Source organism: Phenylobacterium sp. (genome assembly GCF_031984885.1).
GTDB lineage: Bacteria > Pseudomonadota > Alphaproteobacteria > Caulobacterales > Caulobacteraceae > Phenylobacterium.
Map to the genome: position 1 here is coordinate 1 of NZ_DAMABV010000020.1, position 16,059 is coordinate 16,059.

Annotated in this window: 19 protein-coding genes; 13 read left to right on the top strand and 6 right to left on the bottom strand. The window is 70.3% G+C overall.

Annotated elements, in window-relative coordinates; genetic code table 11:
- Positions 1-102: 102 nt before the first annotated feature.
- Genes RTL41_RS19395 through hemE form a run of 3 tightly spaced genes read right to left on the bottom strand, consistent with a single transcriptional unit; the run spans position 103 to position 2,633 of the window.
- Positions 103-564 (bottom strand): CopD family protein, encoded by a 462-nt coding sequence (locus RTL41_RS19395; protein WP_312166861.1) that lies wholly within the window; start codon positions 562-564, stop codon positions 103-105.
- Positions 565-576: 12 nt separating this feature from the next.
- Positions 577-1,605 (bottom strand): ferrochelatase, encoded by a 1,029-nt coding sequence (hemH, locus tag RTL41_RS19400; RefSeq protein ID WP_312166863.1) that lies wholly within the window; start codon positions 1,603-1,605, stop codon positions 577-579.
- Positions 1,602-2,633 carry a uroporphyrinogen decarboxylase gene (gene hemE / locus RTL41_RS19405; protein WP_312166865.1) on the bottom strand — a complete coding sequence of 344 codons (1,032 nt, stop codon included), beginning with the start codon at positions 2,631-2,633 and terminating at the stop codon, positions 1,602-1,604. The genes hemH and hemE overlap by 4 nt, the downstream gene beginning before the upstream one ends.
- A gap of 513 nt (positions 2,634-3,146) precedes the next feature.
- Between hemE and RTL41_RS19410 the strand changes: the two genes are divergently transcribed.
- The 5 genes from RTL41_RS19410 to dnaQ all read left to right on the top strand — a co-directional run bounded on the left by RTL41_RS19410 (position 3,147) and on the right by dnaQ (position 6,948).
- Positions 3,147-3,995 (top strand): pyruvate, water dikinase regulatory protein, encoded by an 849-nt coding sequence (locus RTL41_RS19410; RefSeq protein ID WP_312166867.1) that lies wholly within the window; start codon positions 3,147-3,149, stop codon positions 3,993-3,995.
- The gene (locus tag RTL41_RS19415) at positions 3,995-4,591 is read left to right on the top strand and encodes a Maf family protein (protein WP_409418355.1); all 597 of its coding nucleotides are present in this window, start codon (positions 3,995-3,997) and stop codon (positions 4,589-4,591) included. Before RTL41_RS19410 ends, RTL41_RS19415 begins: the two co-directional genes overlap by 1 nt.
- Positions 4,588-5,430: a shikimate dehydrogenase gene (aroE, locus tag RTL41_RS19420; protein ID WP_312166869.1), complete on the top strand. Its 843-nt coding sequence runs from the start codon at positions 4,588-4,590 to the stop codon at positions 5,428-5,430. The genes RTL41_RS19415 and aroE overlap by 4 nt, the downstream gene beginning before the upstream one ends.
- Before the next feature lie 155 nt (positions 5,431-5,585).
- Positions 5,586-6,209, top strand: a complete 624-nt coding sequence (gene coaE / locus RTL41_RS19425; RefSeq protein WP_312166871.1) for a dephospho-CoA kinase — start codon at positions 5,586-5,588, stop codon at positions 6,207-6,209.
- 31 nt (positions 6,210-6,240) lie between these two features.
- Positions 6,241-6,948, top strand: coding sequence for a DNA polymerase III subunit epsilon (dnaQ, locus tag RTL41_RS19430; protein WP_312166872.1), 708 nt, complete (start codon positions 6,241-6,243; stop codon positions 6,946-6,948).
- A gap of 61 nt (positions 6,949-7,009) precedes the next feature.
- On the opposite strand, the gene RTL41_RS19435 is transcribed toward dnaQ, so the two are convergent.
- Positions 7,010-7,873, bottom strand: a complete 864-nt coding sequence (locus tag RTL41_RS19435) for a cation transporter (protein WP_312166874.1) — start codon at positions 7,871-7,873, stop codon at positions 7,010-7,012.
- Positions 7,874-8,238: 365 nt separating this feature from the next.
- Here RTL41_RS19435 and RTL41_RS19440 point away from each other — a divergent pair, with 365 nt between their 5' ends.
- The gene (locus RTL41_RS19440) at positions 8,239-8,922 is read left to right on the top strand and encodes a methyltransferase domain-containing protein (protein ID WP_312166875.1); all 684 of its coding nucleotides are present in this window, start codon (positions 8,239-8,241) and stop codon (positions 8,920-8,922) included.
- Between the two features lie 228 nt (positions 8,923-9,150).
- Here the strand turns inward: RTL41_RS19440 and secB are convergent, their stop codons facing one another.
- A complete protein-coding gene (gene secB, locus RTL41_RS19445) occupies positions 9,151-9,648 on the bottom strand; it encodes a protein-export chaperone SecB (protein ID WP_312166876.1) in 498 nt (165 codons plus the stop codon).
- Positions 9,649-9,799: 151 nt separating this feature from the next.
- Here secB and timA point away from each other — a divergent pair, with 151 nt between their 5' ends.
- The 5 genes from timA to RTL41_RS19470 all read left to right on the top strand — a co-directional run bounded on the left by timA (position 9,800) and on the right by RTL41_RS19470 (position 13,683).
- Complete coding sequence (gene timA / locus RTL41_RS19450; RefSeq protein WP_312166878.1) at positions 9,800-10,411, top strand: TIM44-related membrane protein TimA; 612 nt, start codon at positions 9,800-9,802, stop codon at positions 10,409-10,411.
- Positions 10,412-10,606: 195 nt separating this feature from the next.
- Entirely contained in the window at positions 10,607-11,743 is a 1,137-nt protein-coding gene (locus tag RTL41_RS19455) for an MltA domain-containing protein (RefSeq protein ID WP_312166880.1), read from the top strand.
- On the top strand, positions 11,740-12,285 hold the full coding sequence (locus RTL41_RS19460) for a Smr/MutS family protein (protein ID WP_312166882.1): 546 nt from the start codon (positions 11,740-11,742) through the stop codon (positions 12,283-12,285). The genes RTL41_RS19455 and RTL41_RS19460 overlap by 4 nt, the downstream gene beginning before the upstream one ends.
- An 81-nt stretch (positions 12,286-12,366) precedes the next feature.
- The gene (locus tag RTL41_RS19465; RefSeq protein ID WP_312166883.1) at positions 12,367-13,314 is read left to right on the top strand and encodes a TIM44-like domain-containing protein; all 948 of its coding nucleotides are present in this window, start codon (positions 12,367-12,369) and stop codon (positions 13,312-13,314) included.
- 60 nt (positions 13,315-13,374) lie between these two features.
- Entirely contained in the window at positions 13,375-13,683 is a 309-nt protein-coding gene (locus tag RTL41_RS19470; RefSeq protein WP_312166885.1) for a polyhydroxyalkanoic acid system family protein, read from the top strand.
- Here RTL41_RS19470 and RTL41_RS19475 read toward each other — a convergent pair.
- Entirely contained in the window at positions 13,664-14,548 is an 885-nt protein-coding gene (locus tag RTL41_RS19475) for a type II CAAX endopeptidase family protein (protein ID WP_312166887.1), read from the bottom strand. The two genes, RTL41_RS19470 and RTL41_RS19475, sit on opposite strands and share 20 nt — an antisense overlap.
- A gap of 145 nt (positions 14,549-14,693) precedes the next feature.
- Between RTL41_RS19475 and RTL41_RS19480 the strand changes: the two genes are divergently transcribed.
- Positions 14,694-15,695 carry a sensor histidine kinase gene (locus RTL41_RS19480; protein WP_312166889.1) on the top strand — a complete coding sequence of 334 codons (1,002 nt, stop codon included), beginning with the start codon at positions 14,694-14,696 and terminating at the stop codon, positions 15,693-15,695.
- Positions 15,696-15,754: 59 nt separating this feature from the next.
- Positions 15,755-15,988, top strand: coding sequence for a YdeI/OmpD-associated family protein (locus tag RTL41_RS19485; protein WP_312166891.1), 234 nt, complete (start codon positions 15,755-15,757; stop codon positions 15,986-15,988).
- The last annotated feature ends 71 nt before the right edge of the window (positions 15,989-16,059 follow it).

The following is a 16,059-nucleotide window of genomic DNA, read 5'->3' on the forward strand; positions in this document are numbered from 1 at the left end:
CGCAGGGCTTGTCCGGGACCCATTCGCGCCATGCCTGACGAATGAGGCGCGGCCCCGCCTCAAAAGCTCAACCGACTTGATGACGCTTGGGGGAATGTAGGATCAGCGCTGGCCGAATTGAAGGGTGACGGCCAGGACGGCGATCACCGCGGCCAGGAACGGCAGTTCGTTGGTGGCGCGCCAGAACTTCGCCGACTTGGGCCGCTGGCCGGCCAGGAACTTCTTGTACGAGCCGGCCAGGAAGCCGTGCCAGCCGGAGATGAACAGCACGGCGGCCAGCTTCACGATCATCCAGGGCTGCAGCAGGAAGGCCCAGCCCTCGCCGACCGCATAGACGTGGAAGAGGATCAGGCCGACGCCGAGGATCCAGACGATGATCATCGACGGGTTGATGATGATCTTCAGGAGCTTGCGCTCCCAGACCAGGAAGTGGGCGTCGAACTCGCTGCCCGGGGGCGCAGTCTCGGTGTGGTAGGCGTAGAGCCGCGGCAGGTACATCATGCCGGCCATCCAGGCGATCACGGCTATGATGTGCAGGCCGCGCAGCAGGTCGAAATGGTTCATCCTCGGCTCCCCCTAACCTTGTCTGCAGGCGCATTTGCCATAGGCGGCCGGGCAGCGCCATGGGCCGAAGGGCGCGGGCGCCGCGCCGCGATCCAGCGCGTCCAGGGCCGCGGCCGCCAGGACATCGATCAATGCCGGATCGATGGTCGGGGTCGGCGCCCGCAGATAGGGCGCGCAGCCTACGGTCCGCGCCAGGGCGGCGTATTCGTGGTCGAGCTCGACCAGGGTCTCGACGTGCTCCGACACGAAGGCGATCGGACTGACCAGCACGCCCTTGCCGTCGGCCGCGGCCTGGCGGATGGCGTCGTCCGTAGACGGACCGATCCATTTCAGCCGGCCCACCCGGCTCTGGTAGCAGACGCTCCAGTCCGGCAGCTCGGGCAGCAGGGCGGCGACCGCCTGGGCGGTGGCCTCGACCTGGGCCTGGTAGGGGTCGCCGGCGGCGATGACCTTTTCCGGCAGGCCGTGGGCGGAGAACAGCAGCCGCACATTGTCGGGACGGCCGGCCTTCAGCCAGGTCTGGCTGATCGCCCGGGCGTGGGCCTCGACCAGGCCCGCGGCGGTCGGATAGCAGCAGACCGCGTGGCCGGCGCCGGGGCCGGAATAGGCGCGGGCCCAGTCCTTCAGCGACGAGGCCGTGGTGGTGGTCGAGAACTGCGGATAGAGCGGCAGCAGCACCAGCTCGTCGGGCGCGAAGGCGGCCACCTCGCGAGCGGTCTGGTTGGCGAACGGCTTCCAGTAGCGCATGGCGATGAAGACCCGGCTTTCCAGATCCGGCCGGGCGGCGGCCAGGGCCGCCTGCAGCGCATCGGCCTGGCGCCGGGTCTCGGGCAGCAGCGGCGAGGCGCCGCCCATGACCTGGTAGTTGGCCTTGGCGGTCTCCTCGCGGCCGGCGGCGATGAACCTCGCCAGCGGCAGGCGGACGATCGCCGGCAGGGTGATGATCGCCGGGTCGCTGAAGAGGTTGGTGAGGAACGGCTTCACCGCCTCGGGCCCGTCAGGTCCTCCGAGGTTGAAGAGGACGACGGCCAGCCTGGTCACTTGCCGGTCACCCTGCGGATCGTGCGCTCGATGTGCTCGATCGGCGTATCGGGCATTACCCCGTGACCGAGGTTGAAGATGTAGGGGCCGCCGTTCCACTGCTCGATCAGGGCGTCGACCCGGGCGTCCAGCGCCGGGCCGCCGGCGCGCAGCAGCAGGTTGTCGAGCGCGCCCTGGATGGTCTTGCCGCCGGCCTGGACCTGGCGGCCGAGCGCGGCCGTCGCCTGGGTGTCGAGACCGACCGCCTGGACCGGGACCTTGGCGGCGTAGTTGACCACCTGGGCGCCGGCGCCGCGCGGGAAGCCGATGAACGGGACGTCGATCCCGGCGGCGCGCACCTTCTCGACGATCGCCGTGTGCGGGCGGATGACGATGCGCTCGAACATGTCCTCGGAGAGGCTTTCGGCCCAGCTCTCGAACAGCTTCAGCACCTGGGCGCCGGACCTGGCCTGCATGACCAGGTAGCGGGCGGTGGACTCCACCAGCACGTCCAGCAGGGCGTCCAGGGTCTCGGGATGCCGGTAGGCGTAGGCGCGGGCGGCCTCGCGCTGCGAACCGCGGCCCTCGATCATGTAGGTGGCGACGGTCCAGGGCGCGCCGGCGAAACCGATCAGCGCCCGCTCGGGCTCCAGCTCGGCGCGCACGCGGCCCAGGGTCTCGCCGATGGCGGCCAGGCGGCCGGTGGAGGCCTCGACCTGGTCGGCCAGGGCTTCGATCGGCGGCAGGGCGCCGAGCCTTGGCCCCTCCCCCGCCTCGAACCAGACGTCCTGGCCCAGCGCCCGCGGGATCAGCAGGATGTCGGCGAAGACGATGGCCGCATCCAGCGGGAAGCGGCGCATGGGCTGCAGCGTCGCCTCGGCGGCCATCTCGGGATTGTGGCAAAAGGCGATGAAGTCGCCGGCCCGGGCCCGCAGCTCGCGGTACTCGGGCAGGGAGCGCCCGGCCTGACGCATGAACCAGACCGGCGGCCGATCGAGCGTTTCACCCGCGAGCGCCCTCAAGAGGCGCGGTTTAGAACCTTCCGACATGCGGGTCGTTAAATCGACTTCGGACGAAAGGCTCAAGCCCGCCTGCCCTTCTTCTTCATATCTAAGAGTCTTGAATAGGAAGTGGAGTTAGAGGTTGGCCCTAGGAGAAGTGGGGACAACTTCGCCCGGCCATACCGCGCCAACCCCTTTTCAACAAGGCTGCGAGGCGTTTCCCAACATGGTTAAGTCAGACCTGTGAGTTGCGGGGATAAGCGTTAAACCCTCGTTAGGATTTACCTTTCGTTAGGAGGTTAACGGGGAGTTAACGATAGCGAACCGGAGTCATCAAAGCCGCCGGCGAACGCGGCCCTGTTCATACTTTCTTAACCAACGGACCCGTGGACGAGGCCGGCGCAAAGCCGGGGGTTTATCCCGTTCGTACACATGGGCTCCGGCGGCGCGTGCGCTCTTCCCCAAAACGGTCCTGCTTCGTTAAGAAGGTTTCGACTCTTTCGTCCCCAGCTTTTCGATCCGGACTCCGCGGATTCCCCTTTACGAGCCGACAAGGGCTTCATGACCACCCCCCAGCGCTTTGCGACCTACTTCCACGTCCACCTGGTGTCGGACTCGACCGGCGAGACGCTGAACGCGATGGCGCGGGCGGTGTGCGCGCGGTTCGAGAACGTGCTGCCGATCGAGCACATCTATGCGCTGGTGCGCTCGCCCCGGCAGCTCGAGCGGGCGCTGACCGACATCGAGGAGGCGCCCGGCGTGGTGATCCACACCATCGTCGACGACCAGTTGCGCACGGCGCTGGAAGAGGGGGTGCGGCGGCTGGACATGCCGTGCATCGCCGCGCTCGACCCGCTGGTCTCCTCGCTGCAGCGCTATCTGGGCGCCTCGATCAGCCGGCGGGTGGGCGTGCAGCACGCGCTGGACAACGACTATTTCAACCGCATGGACGCGCTGAACTACGCGATCGGCCACGACGACGGCCAGGGCGGCCAGGACCTGGAGCAGGCCGACGTGGTGCTGGTCGGCGTCTCGCGGACTTCGAAGACCCCGACCTGCATCTACCTGGCCCACCGCGGGGTGCGGGCGGCCAACGTGCCGCTGGTGCCGACCCGGTCGCCGCCGGAGAAGCTGTTCGACCTGAAGAACACCCTGGTGGTGGGGCTGACCATCTCGCCCGACCGGCTGATCCAGATCCGCCGCAACCGGCTGCTGAGCCTGAAGGAAGACCGGGAGAGCAGCTATATCGACATCGAGGCGGTGCGCGAGGAGACGGTGAAGGCGCGCCGGCTCTATGAACGCCAGGGCTGGCCGGTGATCGACGTCACCCGGCGCAGCGTCGAGGAGACGGCCGCGGCGGTGATGAACCTGCTGCATGGCGGCCATGGCCAGGTCGAGGTGCTGGGCTGATGGGCGAACCGATCATCCTGGCCTCGAAGAGCGTGGCGCGGCGCGCGGTGCTGACCGGGGCCGGCGTGCCGTTCGAGGTGGCGGTGGCCGGGGTCGACGAGGACGCGGTCAAGACCGCGATGCTGGCGCAAGGCGCGACCCCGCGCGACGTCGCCGACGCCCTGGCGCAGATCAAGGCGGTGCGGATCTCGGCCGGGCGGCCCGGCTTCGTGATCGGCTCGGACCAGACGCTGGAGTTCGAGGGCAGGCTCTACGACAAGGCCGAAACCCTGGAGGCGGCGGCCGAACGGCTGAAGGCCATGCGCGGCAAGCCGCACAAGCTGCACTCGGCGGTGGTGGTGGCCAAGGACGGCGCGCCGATCTGGCGCGAGATCGTTTCGGCGACCCTGACCATGCGCGAGTTCTCCGACGAGTTCCTGGCCGACTACCTGGCGGCCGAGGGCGAACATGCCTTGGGCTCGGTCGGCTGCTATCGGCTGGAAGGCCCGGGCGCGCAGCTCTTCTCCAGGATCGAGGGCGACTATTTCGCGATCCTCGGCCTGCCGCTGATGGGGCTGCTGGATCTCTTCCGGCGGCACGGGGCGCTGGCGACATGAGTCTTTCGGGGGCGACCAGGGTCGCGGGCGTGGTCGGCCGTCCGATCGCCCACTCGATGAGCCCGATCCTGCACAACGCCTGGCTGGCGGCGGCGGGGATCGACGGGGTCTATGTGCCGTTCTCGACCCAGCCGGGCCGGTTCACGGCCTTCGCGCAATCGCTGCGCGGCGGATCGGTGGCGGGCCTCAACGTCACCCTGCCGTTCAAGGCCGAGGCCCTGGCCCTGGCGGACGAGGCCAGCTTCCGGGCCAGGTCGGCCGAGGCCGCCAACGTGCTGGTGTTCGGTGAGGACGGCATGATCTTCGCCGACAATACCGACGGGCTGGGCATGCTGGCGGCGTTCGCCGAGCAGGCGCCGGGCTTCGATCCGCAGGCCGGGCCGGTGGCGATCCTGGGCGCGGGCGGCGCGGCCCGCGGCGCGGCGGCGGCGTTCGTCGAGGCCGGCTGCCCCGAGGTCCGCATCGTCAACCGCACCCTGCTGAAGGCCCAGGAGGTCGCCGGGCCGCTGGGCGCCACGGCCCTGCCGCTGAGCGAAGCGGCCGCAGCGTTCGCGGGCGTGGTCGCGGTGGTCAACGCCACCTCGGCCGGGCTGTCGGGCTCGGCGGCGCTGGAGGTTCCGCTGGAGGCGACGCCGGCCGACGCGGTGATCATGGACATGGTCTACAAGCCGCTGAAGACGCCGTTCCTGGCGCAGGGCCAGGCGCTGGGCCGGCGGACGGTGGACGGGCTGGCCATGCTGATCGGCCAGGCGGTCCCCAGCTTCGAATACTTCTTCGGCCAGCCGCCGCCCCGCGAGGTGGACGTGCGCAGCCTGGCGATCAGGGCGTTGGGCCTCTAGATCTTGAAGATCCTCCCCCTCCTGGGGGAGGTGGATCGACGCGAAGCGGCGAGACGGAGGGGGACTGCTCTCGTCGCGGGATAAGTCAAAGTCCCCCTCAGTCGGCCTTGCGGCCGCCAGCTCCCCCAGTGGGGGAGCAATTCGGAGGGGCGAGCATGCTCATCATCGGCCTGACCGGCTCCATCGGCATGGGCAAGTCCACGACCGCCGCGATGTTCCGCGAGGCGGGGATCCCGGTCTATGACGCCGACGCGGCGGTGGCCGATCTCTATGAGGCCGGCGGCGCGGCGGTCGCGCCGCTGGAGGCCGCCTTCCCCGGGGTGACCCGGGACGGCGCCGTCGACCGTGAGGCCCTGCGCCAGCGCGTGCTGGGCGACGACGAGGCGATGGCCAGGCTCAATTCCATCGTCCACCCGCTGGTCGGCGCCGACCGGGTGCACTTCTTCAAGGCGGCGGAGGCGGCCAAGGCCGACATGGTCGTGCTGGACATCCCGCTGCTCTACGAGACCGGCGGCCACGCCAACATGGATGCGGTGGTGGTGGTCTCGGCCCCGGAATCCCAGCAGCGCGAACGGGTGCTGGCCAGGCCAGGGATGACCGCCGACCGCCTGGACGCGATCCTGTCGCGCCAGATGCACGACGCCGAAAAGCGCGCCCGCGCCCATTTCGTGGTCGATACCGGCCAGGGCCTGGAGCCGGCCCGCGCCCAGGTCGCCGAGATCATCGCGGTGATGCGCGATCCACAGCGCAGACCGGCGCGCGACCAGGCGCCGGGTTGAAGCGCGGCTCGAAGCAGCCGAAGTAGTTCCCATGGCGCGTGAGATCGTTCTCGACACCGAAACCACCGGCTTCGAGCCGCACCTCGGCCACAAGCTGGTCGAACTGGCCTGCCTGGAGATCGAGGACTACCTGCCGACCGGGCGCAGCTTCCACGTCTATATCGACCCCGAGCGCGACATGCCGCCGGAGGCCGAGAAGGTGCATGGGCTGTCGGCTGCGTTCCTGCGCGGCAAGCCGAAGTTCCGCGACAAGGAGATCCACCAGGACTTCCTGGATTTCGTCGGCGACGCGCCGATCATCGCCCACAACGCCACCTTCGACCGCACGTTCGTGAACTACGAACTGGAGGGGCTGGGCCTGGCCCCGCTGCCGGAAGACCAGTGGATCGACACCCTGGCCCTGGCGCGCAAGCGCTTCCCGGGGATGCACAACTCGCTCGACGCGCTCTGCAAGCGCTTCAAGATCTCGCTCTCCGAGCGCGACAAGCACGGGGCGCTGATCGACGCCCGGCTGCTAGCGGCGGTCTATCTGGAGCTGAAGGGCGGCCGCGCCCTGACGCTCGAGCTCACCACCCGCGAAATGGCCGCCCATGCGGTGGCGGTCGCCAGGTCCGCGGCCTATGGCGCGCGCCCGCGGCCCCTGCCCTTCCGCTCGACCGACGCCGAGCGCGAGCTGCACGCCAGGTTCGTGCGCGAGGTGGTCAAGAACGAAGAGCTCTGGGCCAAGTTCGGGCTCTAGAATCCTTGAGCTTGGCGCATTTTCTTCGCCGGACCGGACGCCCACTTCGGCTGAAAATGCTCTAGATCCACCGCTCGTCGGCGGTGAAGTCGACGGTCAGCCAGTAGCCGGGATCGAGGCCGCCCATGGCCAGGGCGATCTCGCGCCGGATGGCGTCGAGCTCCTCGAAGCTCTTGGTCGTCTGGCCGGAGGGAGCGACGAAGCCGATCTCGATGAACTGCTGGCGGCCCGAGCGGACCACATGCGAGCTGAAGCTGGAAAAGCCGTGCCGCGCGGCGATCTGGGCCGCCAGCTCCCGGGTGCGCTGGTCGAGCTCGGTCGGCGCGATCATCAGGATGTCCTGGCTGGCGCGCCAGAGCGTCACGGCCGGGAACGGGATCAGGCACACCGCGACGATGACCAGGATCATCGGGTCGACATAGGGCGCCATCCAGGCCGCGCCGCTGCCGGCCAGGGCGTCGCCGATCAGGAAGCTGACGCAGAGGCTGGCGCTGAGCACCCCGCCCATCAGCCAGGAGCGGGAATCGACGTCGAGCATCTGGGAGCTGAGATTGCGGGCCGAGCCGCGGACATAGGCGTACATGCCGAAGCTGAGCACGCCGCTCACCGCCGCATAGGCCGCGCCCAGGCCGAACTGGACGTGGCGGCCGCCGGCCAGCAGGCCGTTCAGCCCGTCGAGGAAGGCGTAGATGCAGGCGAAGCTCAGCACCAGGCCGTTGAGCAGGGCCAGCATCGGCTCCAGGTGCCAGTAGCCGTACTGGAAGCGGCGGTCGTCGCCACGGGCGATCAGGCGCACGATCAACAGGGCGATGGCGGTCATGGCCGCGTCGATCAGGTCGTACAGCCCGTCGAAAGTGACCGATTTCGAGCCCAGCCAGACGCCGAAGCCGATGCTGGCCACGGCAAAGACGATGGTCGTCGCCATCGAGGTGGCCAGGAGCCGCTGTTCCCTGGCCGAGGGATGGGGGGCCGAGGGATGGGGGGCCGAAGGATGGGGCGCCGAGGGCGGACTGGATTGCGGGGTCATGCGGCGTGCGCCCTGATGGCTCAACCGCCGCCAGCAGACCCCATCGCGGCGTTCGCGTCGAGGGGCGGCTCACTTGTCGCGGACCAGGGTTATGCCGTAGCTTGACGCCATGACCGCCGAGCCGCGCAGCATCCTGACCGTAACCGTCCCCGCTCAGGGGACGTGGACCCGCGCTCGGCCCTAGCCTTTCGCGCCGCCCGATCCCCGCACCTGCGGATGGATCGGCGCGCTCTCCATCCGCTTGACTTTGATGGAGAATTTAAATGCAACACTACGACTGGTGGTACGACGACGCCCGGCAGGTCGGGCTCGATTTCGAGGACGAGACGCAGGTCGCCACCTATGACGCGCGCCAGGGCGGGTCGGCCGAGCGCGACCGGGCGTTGCTCGAGCACCTGGGCCTGAAGCCGCACATGACCATGGCCGACATCGGCTGCGGCACGGGCATCCTGGTCCGCGAGGCGGCGCAGATGTGCAAGGCGGCGGTGGGGATCGACGTCTCGGCGACCATGCTGGCGGCGGCGAAGGCGCGTGGGGCTGGATGCGAGAACCTGAGCTTCCAGCGCGCGGGCTTCCTCTCATTCGAAGCGCCGGAGCAGAGCTTTGACCTGATCACCGCCAAGAACGCCCTGCACCACCTGCCCGACTTCTGGAAGGCGATGGCGTTCACCCGCATGTACGCCGCGTTGAAGCCGGGCGGCCGGCTCTATCTGCGCGACGTGATGTTCGACGTTCCGGGCCAGCAATTGGCCGCCACGGCGGAAGGCTGGATCGTCTGGCTGACGCAGAACACCGGCTATTCGCGGGCGGAAGGCGCTTCACATATCCGCGAGGAGTATTCGACCTTCGCCTGGGCGATCGAGCGGATGCTGACCGACTGCGGGTTCAAGATCGTCGAGCACGTGCAGGACGGGGTTTACGGGACGTTCGTGGCCGAGCGGCCTTAGGGCGCGCGGTCGCTCGGGGCTCCCTGCGATCGCATGTGGCGCCATCGTCCTGGCCCCACACCTTCTGATCGTCATCCCCGGCCGCGTAGGCGTGCCGGGGATCCATACGCGCCTGGGATCGCCGGCAGACCTCGGCGTCCATGGATGGCCGGGCGGCCCGGCCATGACGAGCCATGGAGAAGATTCATAGGCGATACCCCTCCCCCAGCGGGGGAGGATTGGGGCGGGTCAGGCGTTGCCGACGGTTTCGCCGCCGAGGGCCTGGGCCTTGCGGGCGGCGTAGACGCCGGCGAAGTCGATGGGGTCGAGCATGAAGGGCGGGAAGCCGCCGTCCGAGGTCACCGAGGCGATGATCTGGCGGGCGAACGGGAACATGAAGCGCGGGCACTCGACCAGCAGCACCGGCTCGAGCTCTTCCTGGCTGACGCCGGTGATCTGGAACACGCCGCCATAGAGCAGCTCGACGTGGAACACCGGGCCGTCCTCGCGCTCGGCGCGGGCCGACAGCTTCAGGTCGACTTCGAACAGCCCGTCCTCGCGGCCGCGGGCGTTCATTTCGACGCCCATCTCGATCTGCGGCTGGGTGGCGTTCTGGGCGCGCAGGGTCTCGGGCGCGCGCGGGTTTTCGAACGACAGGTCGCGGATGAACTGGGCGAGGATGCGGATGCCGGGCTCGGGGGCGCCCGCACCGTTGGTCTCGGGGCCGGCGGCGTCGGTATCGGTCATAGTCGGGAAATTCCGGGTTGGAGACGCGGATTCACGTCCTGTTGTGGGCTGGGCTGCTATCATGCGCCCCATGCCATGGCAACGTCGCCCCTGACGTAGGCGTTACGCTGTCCTATATTGAAGTCTTCCGACGTCCCGCGAGCCCAAAGAATTGCAAGTCCTCGAACTGATCATCTTCGCCGGTCTGGCCGGTGTCGTCCTGTACCAGCTCTATGCGGTGCTGGGCCGGCGCGTCGGCCGTCAGCCCGAGGACACGCCCGCCGCGGACTCCGTCGCGGCCGGCGCGCGCCAGGCCCCGGCGCTCGACCAGGTCGATGACGGCGTGGACCTGACCGGCCTGCCGGCGATCAAGCACCGCGACCCCTCCTTCGACCTCTCGCGCTTCCTCGGCGGCTCCAAGGGCGCCTACGAGATGGTGGTGCGGGCGTTCGCCAGCGGCGACCGCGAGACCCTGGGCAACCTGCTGGCGCCTAACGTGCTGGCCAGCTTCGAAAGCGCCATCACCGAGCGCGAGGCCCAGGGCATGACCGAGACGGTCGAGTTCCTGCATCCGCCGCGCGCCGACATGGAGCGCGCCGACCTGCACGGCGACATGGCCCGGATCACCGTCCGCTTCCTGGCCGAGTTCCGCAGCCGCACCAAGGGCCCGGAAGGCGAGGCGGTGGACGACAAGCGCACCGCCGAACTCTGGACCTTCGAGCGCAGCATCAAGAGCCGCGACCCCAACTGGCTGCTGGTCAACGTCGCCGCCGCCGAAGCCTAGGCGCGGCGAAAGCCAAGCTGCGTCAAGGGTTTGTTAACCCTTACGCCGTTTTCCCGCCCTCAACGCAAGGCTATGAAGGGACGAGCGCGCGCGTCGTGCGCCGGGCGTTCTTCTAGGGTTGCGCGTGGCGGCGGCCGAGGGGCCGCCATCTCGACGGCCGGGCCAGGATTGGGGGCGAACTTGAATTTCCGACACATGGGCCGTCTCGTCCCGGCGCTGGTCCTGACCCTGCTCGTCGCCGCCTGCGCCACGCCCAAGCCGCCGCCGCCCGGGCCGCGCCCGCCGCCGCCCCGCCCGACCCCGACGCAGCCGGCCCTGCCGACGCCGGCCCCGGCCCAGCCGGAGAGCTTCGCCGACGTGCCCGGCTGGGCGCAGGACGATCACGCCGCCGGCTACGAGGCGTTCCGCACCACCTGCGGCGTGGCGCGCGACCCGGCGATGGGCGAGGTCTGCCGCCGGGCCCGGGCCATCGGGCCGCTGGACGCCGCCCGCGCCCGCGCCTTCTTCGAAGAGAACTTCCGGCCCGAGCGGCTGGTCGGCGAGGGGGTGCTGACCGCGTATTTCTCGCCCGAGTACGAGGCCCGCGACCGCCAGAGCGTGGAGTTCTCCGCCCCGGTGCGGCCCAAGCCGGCCGACCTGGTCGGCAAGGGCGTGGCCGGCGCCGAGGCGCTGAAGCGCGGGGCCGGCGGGCAGCTCGGCCCCTATCCCGACCGCGCCGACATCGAGAAGGCCTCGTCGGGCCCGGCCCTGGCCTGGATGCGGCCCGAGGACCTGTTCTTCCTGCAGATCCAGGGCTCGGGCGTGCTGACCTTCCCGGACGGGCGCCGGGCCAAGGCGGTGTTCGCCGCCACCAACGGCAAGCCGTTCCTGGGCATCGCCAATCCGATGCGCGACCGCGGGCTGCTGCCGGCCAACAACACCTCGGGCGAGGCGATCCGCGCCTGGCTGGCCGACAACCGCGGGCCGCGGGCCGACGAGGTCATGCGGCTGAACCCGCGCTACGTGTTCTTCACCCTGGCGCCGGACGACGGGCGCCAGCCGGTGGGCGCGGCGGGCATCCCGCTGCCGGCCGGCCGGGCGATCGCCATCGACACCAGCCGCAATTCGCTGGGCGACCTGTTCTTCATCGAGGGGGTGGCGCCGACCCTGTCGGGCGCCTTCCCGGCCTATCGCCGCCTGGCGATGGCGCTGGACACCGGCGGGGCGATCAAGGGGCCGGTGCGCGCCGACCTCTATCTGGGCCAGGGCGACCGGGCCGGGGCCGAGGCGGGCCGGGTCCGCCACACCCTGCGCATGCACCGGCTGGTCCCGAAGGTCGGCCCCTATAGATGAAGCGCCCCATCCGCCCTGAGGAGCAGAAGCTCTGGGCGATGGTGGCCGCCACCGTCCACCCGCATCCGGGCCGCAAGCCGTCCGGGCCCGCGCCGCCGGCCGAGCCGGCCATTCCGCCGCCGCCGAAGAACCAGGGCCGGGTCGTCGATCCGGCCGCGCGCCTGCCGCTGTCGGAGATGCGCCCTGCCCTGCGCCCGCCGCAGCGGGGCGAGCCGGAGGGCATCGAACCGCGCCGCAAGCACCGCATCGCCAAGGAGCGCGACCCGATCGGGGCGCGGATCGACCTGCACGGCATGGACCAGAGCCGCGCCAAGGCGGCGCTGGAGGCCTTCGTGCTGCGGGCCTGGGACGAGGGCTACCGCGCGGTGCTGGTGATCACCGGCAAGGGGACGCTGGGCGACGGCGTGCTGCGCCGGCGCGCGCCGGAATGGCTGGGCGGCATGGCGCTGCGCGGGGTGGTGGCCGGGATCTCCGAGGCGCATCGGCGGCACGGCGGCGAGGGCGCGCTCTATGTGGCGCTGAAGCGAAAGCCGAGGCGATAGCGGTCACATCTGCGTATCCCCCCTGGAATTCCCAAGGTCAGCGCATGATATGCGCGCGGACAAATACAAGGAAACGCCGTTTTGACTTCCCGACTTCCCAAGCTTTTCGCCGTCATGGGCCTCTCGGTCGTGATGGGGCTCTCGCTCGCCTCCGAGGCGGACGCCCGCCGGGGAGGAAGCTTCGGCAGCCGCGGCGCGCGGACCTATCAGGCGCCGCCGCCCACCAAGACCGCCCCGAACGAGGCCGCGCCGGTGCAGCGCTCGATGACCGAGCGCCAGCCGGGCCAGACCGCGGCCGCGCCCGCCCGCCCGAATGCGGCGACGCCGGCGAACGCGGCCAGGCCGGGCTTCCTCGGCAATCCGCTGGTGCGCGGGCTGATGCTGGGCGGGCTGATCGGCCTGCTGCTGGGCCACGGCTTCGGCGCGGGCCTGGCCGGCATGCTGGGCGGGCTGCTGCAGGTGGCGGCGATCGCCCTGGCGGCGATGCTGGCGTTCCGCTTCTTCGCTTCGCGCCGCAAGCCGGCGCAGGCCGCGGCGAACACCGCCAGCTTCCGCTCGCCCTTCGAGGTGCAGCAGCCGGCCCAGGCCGCGCCGCAGACCTATGCGCCGGTCGACCTGGGCCAGGACTTCACGGTGACCAACGGCGACCGCGAGGCCTTCGAGCGGCTGCTGCGCGAGATCCAGGACGCCTTCGGCCGCGAGGACTACGGCGCGATCCGCGAGCGCACCACGCCGGAGATCATGGGCTACCTGGCCGAGGAGCTGGGCCAGAACGCCACCGCCGGCCGCCGCAACGAGGTACGCGACGTGAAGATGCTGGAGGGCGACGTCGCCGAGGCCTGGCGCGAAGGCCCGCTGGAATACGCCACCGCCGCCCTGCGCTATTCGAGCATCGACGTGATGGTCGACCGCCAGACCGGGGCGGTGGTCGAGGGCGACGCCGAGCGCCCGACCGAGACGACGGAGCTGTGGACCTTCGTGCGCCAGCCGGGCGAGGGCTGGAAGCTCTCGGCCATCCAGGACGCCTGAGAAACGGCGCGCGGGAGCGCTTGAGCCGGCGGGCCGTTATAGGAGCTGGAGGACCAGCCCATGGCCAAGCCCGTCGTCGTCACCATTCCCCATGAGCTCGGCAAGGCCGAGGCGCACCGCCGCATCGAGGAAGGGGTCGGCAAGCTGATCCACCAGTTCGGCGAAGGCGTGAAGCTGAGCCGGGCCTGGGAGGGAGACCGCCTGTCGTTTTCCGCCAAGGTGGTCGGCCAGGCGGTGGCCGGCCGCCTGGACGTGGCCGAGGACGCGGTGCGCATGGAGGTCGACCTGCCGCCGTTCTTCGCGATGATCGCCGACAAGGTGAAGGGCCGCCTGAAGAAGGAAGGCCAGCTCATGCTCGAGAAGAAATAGACCCCATCAGCCGGGGCGATTTGCGCACCAGTTCGACGATCACCACCATGTAGAAGGCCAGCAGCACCTCGATGACCATGTCGTCGAGCCCGCCGGCGACCTCGGGGTCGTCCGGCAGCATCGGGGCCTGGAAGAAGGCGATCATCAGGTTGGTCGCCACATGCGCGCCGATGGCGAACTCCAGCCCGCCCAGCCGCAGCGCCGCCCAGGCGAAGGCGGCCCCGGCCAGGGCCCGGGCGGTCAGGGCGGCGGGGTCGAACTCCAGGTGGGCCACGGCGAACACCGCGGCGTTGAGGCCGATCAGGACCCAGGTGTTGCGGGTGAAGGCGGCGGTCTGCTGGAGCAGGTAGCCGCGGAACACCGCCTCCTCGGCGGTGGCGGCGACGAACAGCCCGACCACGACGGCGAGCGCATAGAATCCCTTGAGGGCGAAGCTGGCGGTGGGATCGAAGATCGGCAGCTCGAACTCGCCGTGGCGGGTCAGGGCGTCGGCGACCATCAGCACGCCCACGCCCAGGACGGTCAGGGCCGCGCCCGTCAGCATCAGCCGCCAGCGGAACCGCGGCGCGGCGGTCAGCCAGGTGGCGATCGGCCGGGCGAAGACGTAGCGCGCCGCCAGCATCACCGCGAGCGCCATCGAACCCAGCCCGGCGCCGAGCTGCAGGACGTAGATCGCCGAGCGCTGCAGCCTGGGCCCGCCGGCGCTCTCGAACATGGCGCCGCCGGTCAGGATTCCGAGCACGATCGCGAAGACCAGGGTGAGGACGAGGACCGCCGCCGGCGTCGCCGCAGCCATGGCCGCGACCCGCGGCCAGCGGCGGTCGCGGTCGGTTACGGCCTGCAGAAAGGGGAACGGGGCGAGCACCGCAGGACTATGCGCCGGGGCCGCATTTTACGCCATGGGCGGCGCGGCGCCGGGGCGTGTTCACGCGGGATGTTTTCTGACAAAATTCGCGTATAACGCGATTCCTGCCTTGACCGCCGCGCCGCATGAAGACGTTGTGTAGGCGATGCTAGGGCTGGGTGACCTCAATCTGCGCGAACGGCTGGCGCCGGACGTGCCCGCTTGGGTGACCGAGTGGGTGTGCGCCGGGGCGTGCGCGGCGCTGGCCGGCCTGCTGCGGGTGATCGTGGACCTGCTGGTCCCGACCCCGCCGCCCTATGTCTTCCTCTATCCGCTGGTGCTGCTGGCGACCCTGCTCGCGGGCTGGCGGGCGGGGATCTACAGCCTGACCATCATCCTGCTGGGGGTCTGGTACATCGTGCTGTTCCCGGCGCGGTTCGGCCCGCTGGGCGCGGCCGAGGGCGTCGCCCTGCTGCTGAACGCCATCAGCGGCCTGGCGGTGATCGCCGTCGCCCAGGCGTTCCGCACCTCCTATCGCGCCGCCGAGGCCGAGCGCGCCGGCAAGCTGGAGGTGCGCGACCTGCTGCTGCGCGAGCTGAACCATCGGGTGAAGAACAACTTCCAGATGGTCGAGAGCCTGCTGGACATGCAGCGCCGCCGTTCGGCCAGCGCCGGCGCCGAGCAGGCCCTGGCCGACGCCCTGCGCCGGGTTCATTCGATGGCCCAGGCCCACGCCAACCTCTATTCGCCGGACGAGGCCGGGGACGCCATCGACCTGGGCGCCTATCTGGGCGACCTGTGCGAGAACCTGTCCGACAGCCTGCTGCTGACCGGCGAGGTGCGGCTGGATAGCTGGCTCACCCCCTGCCCGGTCAGCCGCGACCGCGCGGTGGCGGTCGGGCTGGTGGTCAACGAGCTGGTCACCAACGCGGCCAAGTACGCCTTCCCGGCCGGCCGGTCGGGGCGCATCCTGGTGTCGCTCAGGCAGATCGAGGCGGGCTGCGAGCTGACGGTGGTCGACGACGGGGTCGGCATGCCGCCCGAGGCCGAGATCAGGAGCACCGGCCTGGGCCGCAAGCTGGTCGAGGGGTTCGCGCGCCAGGCCGGCGGCGCGCTGACCCGCGGCGAGGGCCCGGGGGTGAGCCATACCCTGGTGCTGCCGCACTGACGGCGAGGCGCGAGAGAACCTTCACCGTAGTTCTTCGTTATAGGCGGACGGAGGCCCCTATGACGCTGAAGCGCGACCTCAATCCCATGCCGCCGGAAGTCCGGGCGGCGCTCGAAGAGCGCGGCCTGAGCGCGGCCTACGAGGCCCGGCCGCCGTTTCAGCGGAACGACTATCTCGGCTGGATCAGGCGGGCGCGGAAGCCCGAGACCCGCCAGAAGCGCCTGGACCAGATGCTCGACGAGCTGGAGGACGGCGACATCTACATGAAGATGCGCTGGGACCCGCGTTCCTGAGGGAGGCGCTTGAGCGCGCCCCAGATCCTGCGATCGTCATCCCCGGCCGCGCAGGCGCGCCGGGGATCCAT

Bases quoted from the DNA above. Each gene is read 5' to 3' on its own strand.
- RTL41_RS19395 (WP_312166861.1), bottom strand. From the start codon at position 564: ATGAACCATTTCGACCTGCTGCGCGGCCTGCACATCATAGCCGTGATC.
- hemE (WP_312166865.1), bottom strand. From the start codon at position 2,633: ATGTCGGAAGGTTCTAAACCGCGCCTCTTGAGGGCGCTCGCGGGTGAA.
- RTL41_RS19410 (WP_312166867.1), top strand. From the start codon at position 3,147: ATGACCACCCCCCAGCGCTTTGCGACCTACTTCCACGTCCACCTGGTG.
- RTL41_RS19415 (WP_409418355.1), top strand. From the start codon at position 3,995: ATGGGCGAACCGATCATCCTGGCCTCGAAGAGCGTGGCGCGGCGCGCG.
- aroE (WP_312166869.1), top strand. From the start codon at position 4,588: ATGAGTCTTTCGGGGGCGACCAGGGTCGCGGGCGTGGTCGGCCGTCCG.
- coaE (WP_312166871.1), top strand. From the start codon at position 5,586: ATGCTCATCATCGGCCTGACCGGCTCCATCGGCATGGGCAAGTCCACG.
- dnaQ (WP_312166872.1), top strand. From the start codon at position 6,241: ATGGCGCGTGAGATCGTTCTCGACACCGAAACCACCGGCTTCGAGCCG.
- RTL41_RS19435 (WP_312166874.1), bottom strand. From the start codon at position 7,873: ATGGCGACGACCATCGTCTTTGCCGTGGCCAGCATCGGCTTCGGCGTC.
- RTL41_RS19440 (WP_312166875.1), top strand. From the start codon at position 8,239: ATGCAACACTACGACTGGTGGTACGACGACGCCCGGCAGGTCGGGCTC.
- secB (WP_312166876.1), bottom strand. From the start codon at position 9,648: ATGACCGATACCGACGCCGCCGGCCCCGAGACCAACGGTGCGGGCGCC.
- RTL41_RS19455 (WP_312166880.1), top strand. From the start codon at position 10,607: ATGGGCCGTCTCGTCCCGGCGCTGGTCCTGACCCTGCTCGTCGCCGCC.
- RTL41_RS19460 (WP_312166882.1), top strand. From the start codon at position 11,740: ATGAAGCGCCCCATCCGCCCTGAGGAGCAGAAGCTCTGGGCGATGGTG.
- RTL41_RS19470 (WP_312166885.1), top strand. From the start codon at position 13,375: ATGGCCAAGCCCGTCGTCGTCACCATTCCCCATGAGCTCGGCAAGGCC.
- RTL41_RS19480 (WP_312166889.1), top strand. From the start codon at position 14,694: ATGCTAGGGCTGGGTGACCTCAATCTGCGCGAACGGCTGGCGCCGGAC.
- RTL41_RS19485 (WP_312166891.1), top strand. From the start codon at position 15,755: ATGACGCTGAAGCGCGACCTCAATCCCATGCCGCCGGAAGTCCGGGCG.